Below are 9,228 nucleotides of genomic sequence, written 5' to 3' on the forward strand. Positions count from 1 at the left end.
CCCCCCCCTGGGGGGGGGGGGTTGGGGGGGGCCCCCGGGCGCTGGCCAACGCCCTTGGCCCCCACCCGCTGCGACTAACGAACAAGTTCGTAAGTCTCGCTGCGCTCCCCTGAAGGGGAGGGCGTACCGGTATCAATGCAGCACAAACCCCATGAACGCATGCACGCACAGCGCGAGCAGCGCGAGACTGGCCAGCGCGAAGACGGCGAAGCGCCACAGCACGCGGTTGACCGTCACCTGGATCAGGCTGTGGACGATCCGCAAACCGACATAAGCCCACGCGAGTTGGGCATTCAGCCCGCCGCCCATGCCACCGATCGCCAGCGCCAGCGCGACGGCGTAAAAGATCGTCGGCTGTTCCATCAGATGGTTATAATTATGCGCCTTCCACTGCACTTCGGGCGGCAGCACTTCGTCGAGGCTCTTGCCGGTGCCGCCGACCATCTTGGCGGCGTCGATCTTGGCGCGCTGCATCGCCGGGATGCGCGTCGCGTACATCCACACCCAGATGATCATCGACCACAGCGCGAGTGTCGCGACCGGCCCCAAAATAGCGTTGGTATCCATGATATTCCCCCCTCAACCCAAAGTGGCAATGACCGCCAGCACTGCCAGCGCGAACAGGCAGAATGTCGCGAGCGCAAAAATGGCGAAGCGGACCGGGATCCGGTTCACTGTTGCTTGCCAAAGACTGTGGGCGATCCGCAGCACCACATAAGCCCACGCCAGCCCGCGCGTCAGATCGGTGCTGCCGCCCGACAGATGCAGGAAGACGATCACCGCGTAAAACAGCGTCGGCTGTTCGAGCAGATGCGTATAATTATGCGATTTCCAGTTGGTCAGCGGTGGCAGCACATTTTCCAGATCGGCGCCGCGCCCGCCCGGCGGTGCGGCATTCAGATCGACACCCGCTTTCGACATCGCCGAAAAACGGGTCGCGGCGACCCAGCCGAGCATGATGAGCGTCCACAGCGCGAGCACCGCGCCGGGCGCAAGCAGGCTTTCAGGCATATTGTTCCCCCTCGTTATTTTGGCGCGATGCTAGGGCGCGCGAGCGACATTGCAATGATCGAGTTTCAGCCGCGCCGCTTGGCGATTGCGGCGCGAATTGCGGCGCCGTCGCCGTCGACCTTGGGCGCAAAACCCAGATCGCGTGGCGACGCGGCGCCATATTTCACGGGCGGCTGCATTTCGTGGAAGGCGCCGACATCGGGGTGGGTGCGATGACGAAAGAAGCCCGTCGCAACGAAATGCGGATCCTCTTTGACGTCTTGCAGGTCGCGCGCCGCCATCGCGGGAATGTCGTTGGCGGCGAACAGGGTGAGCCATTCGGCGGTGGTCTTGGCCGGAGTCTTGCGAGCGATCTCGCTGTAAACGATCGGCATGTGCTGGCCTTTCCCCTTGGCCGCCTCGAACTCGGGGGTTTGGGTCAGTCCTTCGCTGCCGAGCAGCGCCATCAGCCGCGCGGTCGATTCGGGGGTGTACGGGACGATTGCCAGATAGCCGTCGCTAGTCGGGAAGGGCTGGCGCGTCGGATCGAGCTGGCGCGGATAGCCCGCGGGGCCGAGCGGCGGGTCAAGCGCGGCGTCGCGCAGATGTTCGGTCAGCATGAAGGATGCAAAACATTCGAACATCGGCACCTCGACCGCTTGCCCCTCGCCTGTGCGCAGCTTGTGGATCAGCGCCGCCAAGATCGCCTGTGCGCCGAAATGGCCCGCGATCTTGTCGGCGATCAGCGACGGGAAATAGCGCGGGCGCGGGTCGCCATCGACGCGTGGCAGCAGGCTGGTGGTGCCGGTCGCGGCCTGAATGACGTCGTCATAGGCTTGCAAATCGGCATAGGGTCCATCCTGGCCAAAGCCGGTGCCATGGACATAGATGATGTCGTCCTTGATCGCCTTGCAGCCCGCATAGTCGAACCCCAGCTTGGCGATCGCTTTGCCGCGGACATTGTGGAAAAACACGTCGGCGCCAGCGACGAGGTCGCGCAGTACCGCCGCGTCGTCGGGTTTCTTGAGGTCGAGCACGATTGAGCGTTTGCCGCGGTTCACGGTGAGGTGGATCGACCCCATCGTCGGATCGGGAACCCCGCTGCCCAGATAGCGTGAGATGTCGCCGAGGCCGGGGGTCTCGACCTTGATCACCTCGGCGCCTAGATCGGCGAGCATTTGCGTGGCGTAGGGGCCGAAAATCACCGTCGTCAGGTCGACGATGCGGATGCCGTTGAGCATGGTCATGCGGCGCGGTCTCGCCGGGTCGATTTGAGCGCCATCGTCTGCCTCTCCATTTCGCGTGTCGGCAGGAATGGTTGCAGAAGGAAACCGAAAACGCAATCGGACATCCTTATGATGCGGCGGTGTTCTATTGGAGAGGGGTATCGGTCGCATAGGCCGCCGATATCTGGCGGTAGGATTGCGATCGGAAAGCGGCGATCGTCGCCAGCACGCCGAGCAGACCGGTGATCGAGAAGACGATCGCGATGCCGCGTTCGGCGCCGCGGCCGTACCAGTCGCCGATCAGGTCGGCGCCCGCGCCGCCCGTCATCAGCGGCACGAAGATGAACTGCGTGAGCGGCGCGATGAGGAAGGCGGTGAGCGGCGAGGCAGCCTGTTCGACCGACTGGGCAAAGCCGAAGACGCGCCCCTGCCGCTCGAACGGCACGACCTTTTGCAACGTCGTCTGCTCGGCCGCCTCGGCATAGGGGCCGAGGAACAGCCAGATGAAGCAGCCGAGGGTCAATAACAGGATCGACGACTGGACAGTGAACAGCGCCGCGACCGCCCAGACGATCAGGTTGACGAGGAGCAGCGTCCGCACCGGGTTGGTGCCAAGGCCCGTTCGGGCGATCAACGCGCCGCTGAGGATGAAGGCGCAGGAGACAAAGGCCCAGAGCAGGCCCCATTGCTCGACCTTCATCAACGACAGGCCGTAAGCGTCCATTAGCGCCATGAAGACGCCGCCCAGCAGATTGTTGAACGCCGCGAACAGGATCAGCGCGAACAGGCCCGGAATGCCACGCACGACGCGAAAGGTGCCGGCGAGGTCGATCTGTCGGGGCGCATCATGCGTGTCGGTTTCGCGCGGCTCGTCGACATCGACGAAAAGGAGGTGCAGCGCGGCGATTAGCGAGAAGGCGATTGCGAACGCCAATGTCGCGACCATTCCGCCCCACGCGACGAGGAAGCCGCTGATCGCCGAGGTGGTCAGGAAGCCGATACCGCTGACCATCCCCACCAGCCCGTTCGCCTTGTCGCGCCGATCCGCTGGCACCAGCAGGGTGACGAGCGTGGGCAGCGCGATCATGCGGATATTGCCGACGATCACTCCGAGCATCGTGAGCAGGACGAACAGCCATAAGGTGACGCTGGTTGTCGTGGCGACGCGGATGCCGGGATCGAGCGCATAGGCGCCGAGCGCGGCGGCATAAATCGCCAGCGAAACCAAGCTGGAGACGAGCATCATGCTGCGTTTGCGGTGATGGTCGACCAGGCTGCCAAACCAGATGCCCAGCGCCCCGGTGAGCACCAGATAGATGCCCGCGATCATGCCGGTCGCGAACACCGACCGGGTTTCGAGGAAAATCCAGAAGGTGATCGCGAACCACACCGTGAAATTGGTGATGTTGGCGATCAGATTGTTGATGAGGAGGTGGTGGAAGGGGCGCATGCGGCCGGGAACCTAGCAGCGTGATTTGCTCAGGCTAGCTCGCATTTTGCGCCTGTCCCTTTCTGTTGTTTCGATTGCAGTCGAAATGTAGGTTGACCCAGTCAATCAATTCGATAATTCGACGAATATCGAATCTAACGATCCGATATTGGATTTTGTTGCGGTCGCAATCGGTGGCCGCATTCGAGGAAAGGACTGCCCAATGACGTCAATGGTTGAATCACCTACGCCCTGGCGCGGCGAGACATTGCAGGCGCAGTCCGAGGAATGGCTTTACCAATTAAGTGGCGCTGAAATCGCCACGATTGTCACCGCGGCGCAATCGGCAGTCGAGCGAGGCTGCCCGCTCAGCGAGCTCGCGCGCGAAGATTATCCGATGACCGGGTTGGAGGCGGCGCTGACCGATTGGCGGGATCGGATCGACCACGGTCATGGCATGGTGCTGATCCGCGGACTGCCGGTCCGCAGCATCGGCCGCGAGGTCGCCGCCGCGGCCTATTGGTTGATCGGATTGCAGCTGGGGCAGCCGACCGCCCAGAATCCGCTGGGCGAGCTGCTCGTCGACATTCGTGACACGGGTGCGCCGCCGAGCGACCATAATGTGCGGCTGTACAAGACGCGGGCCGAACTGGCCTTTCACACTGACGGCGCCGACATTATTGGCCTGCTGTGCCTGCGCGGTGCCAAGGCGGGCGGTGTCAGCCGCATCTGTTCGTCGGTCGAGGTCTATAATCAGGTCGTCGCGCGGCGCCCCGAACTGGCGCCGCTGATGGAACAGCAATTCTACCACCACGCGCATGGGCAATTGGGCCCCGACGGCCCCAAGACCTTTCGCTATCCGATCGTCAGCCGCGAAGGCGGGATTTTCCGGATGATGCTGCTCACCTGGTATATCCGCAATGCCGCCGAAGATTTTCCCGAAATCGCTGCGTTAAGCGACGAGGAGGAGAGCCTGCTCGACCTGCTTGAATGGCTTCCCCTCGAACCGGGCATCGCGCTCGACATGAATTTTCAGGAGGGCGACATGCAGTTCCTGAAAAACTCGGTCGTGCTGCATGCACGCACCGATTATGAGGATTGGGATTCCGCCGAGGAAAAGCGGCACCTGTTGCGGCTGTGGCTCAACGTCCCTGAGTTTGCCGATGGCGACGATCGGTTGCGGCATGGTTTTGCCCAAGAAGCCGACGCATGACCGATCATCAGTTTGTAGTCATCGGGGCCGGACAGGCGGGACTGGCGGCGGCGCGTCTTTTGCAACGCGCGGGCGCCGACTTCCTGATGGTCGATGCCGAATTGGCGGTGGGCGGTTCGTGGCGCCACTATTACGACAGCCTCGAGCTGTTTTCGCCGGTGCGCTACTCGTCATTGCCGGAGTTTGCGATGCAGGGCGCGCCCGATGCCTATCCGACGCGCGATGATGTCGTCGATTATCTGCAACAGTATCGCGACCATTTTGCCTTCCCGGTGAAATTGGGAACGAGGATATCGTCGGTCACCCGCGAGCCTGATCGATTTGTGTTGAGGCCCGAAAACGGAACGCCGATGCGAGCGCAAAAGCTGATCGTGGCGTCGGGAGCCTTTGGCGCGCCGAACCTGCCGCGGATAGCCGGGCAAGCCGAATATCGGGGCCGCATCGCGCATTCTTCGGAGTACCGTAACCTTGATGCCTATCCGGGCCAGCGGATCATCGTGGTCGGGGCCGGAAATTCGGCGGTGCAGATTGCGGTGGAACTGGCGGGGCATGCCGACGTGACCTTGGCCGTCCGTGACAAGCTGCGCTTTCTGCCGCAGCGGGTGCTGGGCCACGATATTCACTGGTGGTTCGACAAGCTGCGCCTGAACGGTCTGAACCTGTTTTCCGACCATGGCGTCCCCATCGTCGACGATGGCCGCTACAAGGCTGCGTTGCGCGCCAATCGGCCGCCGGTCCGGAAGATGTTCCGTGCCTTTACCGCCGACGGCGTCGTCTGGCCCGACGGAACGCACGAGCGGATCGCCCAGGTCATTTTCGCTACCGGCTTTCGCCACGCGATGGACTTTCTGCGGCCGTGCGGCGCTTTGGACGCGAAGGGTCAGCCGCTCCACCGCCGGGGCGTCTCAACCACGGTTCCCGGGCTGGGTTATGTCGGCCTGTCGGGACAGAACGGCTTTGCATCGGCGACGCTACGCGGCGTCGGGCGTGACGCCGACTACGTCATCCCGCGCATCGCCGCGATGTGAGCCGATTGCCGCGTGGCGGTGATCAGAACAGCTTGGTCACCGTCGCGCTGCGGCGTTCTGGTTCGACTTCGCCGGTGTAAAGACTCACCATCGGCTCATCGCTGACGACATGAGTCTCGTCGGCGCCAAAGCCGTTGAACTTGGTGCGCATCGCGCAGCCATAGGCGCCGAGCATCCCGATTTCGATGAAATCGCCCGCCTTGATGTCCGCCGGCAGGAAGAACGGTCCCGCCATATGGTCGAGATCATCGCAGGTCGGACCGTAAAAGCTGAACGGCACCATCTCGGCGTCGCTTTCGACATCGCGTTGCAGCGACACCGGGAAGCGCCAGCCGACATGCGCGGCGTCGAACAGTGCGCCATAGGCGCCGTCGTTGATGTACAGTTCCTCGCCGCGACGCTTTTCGACGCGGACGATTAGCGAGCTATACTCCGCCGACAGCGCGCGGCCGGGTTCGCACCACAGTTCGGCCGAATAGCTGATCGGCAGACTTTCGAAGCTGCGGTGGATGGTGTCGAAATAGGCATCGAGTGGCGGCGGCTCCATGCCCGGATAGGACGACGGAAAACCGCCGCCGACGTCGATGATGTCGACGGTGACCGATGCGGCGACGATCGCGGCGCGAACGCGCTCCATCGCCTGCGCATAGGCGTGCGGGGTCATCGCCTGGCTGCCGACGTGGAAGCAGATGCCGAGCGCGTCGGCGGCCTGCCGCGTCGCCATCAGTAGTTCGGCAACTTCGTCGGCTTCGGCACCGAATTTGGCGGCGAGGCTGAGCTTGCTATGGTCGGACGAGACGCGCAGGCGCACGAGCAGGTTGAGGTCGGCAGCGCCTTCGGTTGCGCGGACGATCTTCTCCAGCTCGTCCATCGTGTCGAGCGAGAAGGTGCGCACGCCATGCTTCCAATAGGCTTCGGAAATCGCCTCCTCGGCCTTTACCGGATGCATGAAGCACAGCGTCGCTTGCGGCAGGGTGCGCGACACCAGCCGAACCTCGGCAATCGAGGCGACGTCATAATGCGTGACGCCCGAATCCCACAGCACGCGCAGCAGGTCGGCGGACGGATTCGCCTTGACCGCATACATGGTCGTGCCGGGAAACCGGTCGATGAAGAAACGCGCCGCGCGCCGTGCGGCGTGCGGACGGACAAGCGTGACAGGTTCGACCGGCGAAAGTGCCTGAATCAGCCCGTGGGCGCTATGATGCTGGTGCAATGCAAGGGACCCCCAAAAGTGTAACGGTAAACGACAAGGCTGCCTTGCGGTTATTGGAAGTCCCCCTGGGGCAGCGGAGGCGCATATATGGAGGGGGGTCCCCCCTGTAAAGTCCCTATCGAGCAATTTTGTAATAGTGCGGTAACACAAAGGGCGAAGCGAGGCCGATGTGCGCCGAACGGGGCAAAATAGCGACAAGCTGGTGGTCCCACGTTATGGTTGAACTCAAATTTTGTTGCGGCGGCCCGGCGAAGGCCGGGATCTCAACGTCGCGTCCCGAGGCACCGGCGAGACCCCGGCCTTCGCCGGGGTGACGAAGAGGGGAAGCTGGCAACCAATGGTCTCACCCGCCGATGTGAATCATACGTTTAGCGACGCTGAGCTCGAAGAGTTGCGCGCCTTTGGCACGGTCGAATCGCATCGGGCCGGCGAGCTGCTCGTTGCCGAGGGGACGATGGCGCCCGATTGCATCGTCACCCTGTCGGGCCACACCGACATCTTTGCTTCGACCGACGATGGGCCGAAGCGCGTCGGCTGGATGGAGCGCGGACAATTCGCGGGCGATCTGTCGGTGCTGACCGGGCAGCGGCATTTGTCGCGGGTCGAAATGGGCGCCGATGGTGAGATCTTGCGGATCGCGCACGCCGACTTCCAGCGACTGATCGCGGGCAATTCGCATTATTCGGACATCTTCGTCCGCATTTTCGCGGCGCGCCGCGAGTTCAGCACTCGTCGCGGCTTTGCGGCAATCATCGTGATCGGCGCGGCGATGGATCGCAGCGTTTATGCGCTGCGCGACCTGCTGATGAAGCATGGCGTCGCGCATCGGTGGTTCGATCCTGCCGATGGCCCGGTCGCTGGGCATCTGATGGCCGAGCGTGGCTTGATTGACGAGCAGTTGCCCGCGGTAATCCTGGGCGCCGCCGACGTGCTCGTCCAGCCGACTCCCGAGCAGCTGGCCGCAGCGCTGGGACTCGACCTGTTGCCCGATGGCGCGACCGCCGACGTGATCGTGGTGGGCAGCGGTCCGGGCGGGCTGGCGGCGGCGGTCTATGCCGCGTCCGAGGGACTGACCGTGATCGCGATCGACGCGCTCGCGCCGGGCGGGCAGGCGGGGACGTCGTCGAAAATCGAAAACTATCTCGGCTTCCCGACCGGCATCTCAGGCAATGAGCTGGCGCGCCGCGCGACGGTGCAGGCGCAGAAATTCGGCGCGCGGTTGGTCGCGCCGGTGCGCGGCGCGGCGATCGACCGCGATGGCGAGGCCTATTGCCTAAAGCTCGCCGATGGCCGCAAATTGCGCAGCCGCGCGGTGGTGATCGCGAGCGGGGCGCAATATCAGCGGCTGCCGATCGACGACATTGAGCATTATGAAGGCCGCGGCATCTTTTATGGCGCCACCCCGATGGAGGCGCAGCTGTGCGGCAATGCCGAGGTGACCGTCGTCGGCGCCGGCAATTCGGCGGGGCAGGGGGCGATCTATCTCGCCAATGCGGCGCGTAAGGTGCATGTGATTTTCCGACGGCGGTCCTTGCGCGAAACGATGTCCGAATATCTGGTCAAGCGGCTGGAGGAGCATCCGAACATCGAATTGCACGCGATGACGGATGTCGTCGGATTGCACGGCGCCGATGTTTCGGGTGGTTGGCTCGACGGGATCACCTATCGCAGCCGCGAGAGCGGGACCGAGAGCGGTTGCGATTGCCGCTTTCTGTTCCTCTTCCTCGGCGCCAGCCCGAACACCGGCTGGCTGCCGGAGGAAATGGTGTGCGACGAGCGCGGGTTTGTGAAGACCGGTGCAGACATCGCGCCGGTTGAGCTGGTCAAGGCGGGTTGGTCACTCGACCGGATGCCAAGCCGGTATGAAACCAGCTGGCCGCGCATTTATGCGATCGGCGATGTGCGCAAGGGATCGGTAAAGCGCGTCGCCTCGTCGGTGGGCGAGGGGTCGGTGGTGGTCAGCGATATTCATCAGGCGCTGGCGGAGGTTGCGGCGACCTGATCCTCCCTGTGGCGAAGGCATGGGGAGGTGGCAGCCCGAAGGGGGGGGACGGAGGGGCTTTGGCGCTACCGTTGCTGCCCCTCCACCGCTCGCTACGCGGGCGGTCCCCCGCCCAAAACCAGCG

General features: G+C 63.6%; 8 protein-coding genes. 3 read left to right on the plus strand and 5 right to left on the minus strand.

The window, feature by feature from the left end; all coding sequences use genetic code 11:
* Positions 1-132: 132 nt before the first annotated feature.
* From K0M74_RS02130 to K0M74_RS02145, 4 genes are all read right to left on the minus strand, one after another.
* Positions 133-567 (minus strand): MAPEG family protein, encoded by a 435-nt coding sequence (locus tag K0M74_RS02130; RefSeq protein ID WP_293967413.1) that lies wholly within the window; start codon positions 565-567, stop codon positions 133-135.
* A gap of 12 nt (positions 568-579) precedes the next feature.
* Positions 580-1,011 (minus strand): MAPEG family protein, encoded by a 432-nt coding sequence (locus tag K0M74_RS02135; protein WP_293967414.1) that lies wholly within the window; start codon positions 1,009-1,011, stop codon positions 580-582.
* Between the two features lie 65 nt (positions 1,012-1,076).
* Positions 1,077-2,237: a CoA transferase gene (locus tag K0M74_RS02140; protein WP_293967416.1), complete on the minus strand. Its 1,161-nt coding sequence runs from the start codon at positions 2,235-2,237 to the stop codon at positions 1,077-1,079.
* 124 nt (positions 2,238-2,361) lie between these two features.
* Positions 2,362-3,666, minus strand: a complete 1,305-nt coding sequence (locus tag K0M74_RS02145; protein WP_293967418.1) for an MFS transporter — start codon at positions 3,664-3,666, stop codon at positions 2,362-2,364.
* Positions 3,667-3,868: 202 nt separating this feature from the next.
* On the opposite strand from K0M74_RS02145, the gene K0M74_RS02150 reads away from it, so the two are divergent.
* Positions 3,869-4,858 carry a TauD/TfdA family dioxygenase gene (locus K0M74_RS02150; RefSeq protein ID WP_293967420.1) on the plus strand — a complete coding sequence of 330 codons (990 nt, stop codon included), beginning with the start codon at positions 3,869-3,871 and terminating at the stop codon, positions 4,856-4,858.
* Positions 4,855-5,886 (plus strand): NAD(P)-binding domain-containing protein, encoded by a 1,032-nt coding sequence (locus K0M74_RS02155; RefSeq protein ID WP_293967422.1) that lies wholly within the window; start codon positions 4,855-4,857, stop codon positions 5,884-5,886. The genes K0M74_RS02150 and K0M74_RS02155 overlap by 4 nt, the downstream gene beginning before the upstream one ends.
* A 22-nt stretch (positions 5,887-5,908) precedes the next feature.
* Here the strand turns inward: K0M74_RS02155 and K0M74_RS02160 are convergent, their stop codons facing one another.
* Positions 5,909-7,102 (minus strand): type III PLP-dependent enzyme, encoded by a 1,194-nt coding sequence (locus K0M74_RS02160; protein WP_293967424.1) that lies wholly within the window; start codon positions 7,100-7,102, stop codon positions 5,909-5,911.
* Between the two features lie 337 nt (positions 7,103-7,439).
* Here K0M74_RS02160 and K0M74_RS02165 point away from each other — a divergent pair, with 337 nt between their 5' ends.
* On the plus strand, positions 7,440-9,104 hold the full coding sequence (locus K0M74_RS02165; protein ID WP_293967426.1) for an FAD-dependent oxidoreductase: 1,665 nt from the start codon (positions 7,440-7,442) through the stop codon (positions 9,102-9,104).
* Positions 9,105-9,228 lie beyond the last annotated feature (124 nt).

Origin of the sequence: Sphingopyxis sp., assembly GCF_019459305.1 — a bacterium.
Lineage (GTDB): Bacteria > Pseudomonadota > Alphaproteobacteria > Sphingomonadales > Sphingomonadaceae > Sphingopyxis.

What these genes read in the sequence shown, in the direction of transcription:
- K0M74_RS02165 (WP_293967426.1), top strand. Translation starts at nt 7,440, where the DNA reads ATGGTCTCACCCGCCGATGTGAATCATACGTTTAGCGACGCTGAGCTC.
- K0M74_RS02145 (WP_293967418.1), bottom strand. Translation starts at nt 3,666, where the DNA reads ATGCGCCCCTTCCACCACCTCCTCATCAACAATCTGATCGCCAACATC.
- K0M74_RS02135 (WP_293967414.1), bottom strand. Translation starts at nt 1,011, where the DNA reads ATGCCTGAAAGCCTGCTTGCGCCCGGCGCGGTGCTCGCGCTGTGGACG.
- K0M74_RS02155 (WP_293967422.1), top strand. Translation starts at nt 4,855, where the DNA reads ATGACCGATCATCAGTTTGTAGTCATCGGGGCCGGACAGGCGGGACTG.
- K0M74_RS02130 (WP_293967413.1), bottom strand. Translation starts at nt 567, where the DNA reads ATGGATACCAACGCTATTTTGGGGCCGGTCGCGACACTCGCGCTGTGG.
- K0M74_RS02140 (WP_293967416.1), bottom strand. Translation starts at nt 2,237, where the DNA reads ATGACCATGCTCAACGGCATCCGCATCGTCGACCTGACGACGGTGATT.
- K0M74_RS02150 (WP_293967420.1), top strand. Translation starts at nt 3,869, where the DNA reads ATGACGTCAATGGTTGAATCACCTACGCCCTGGCGCGGCGAGACATTG.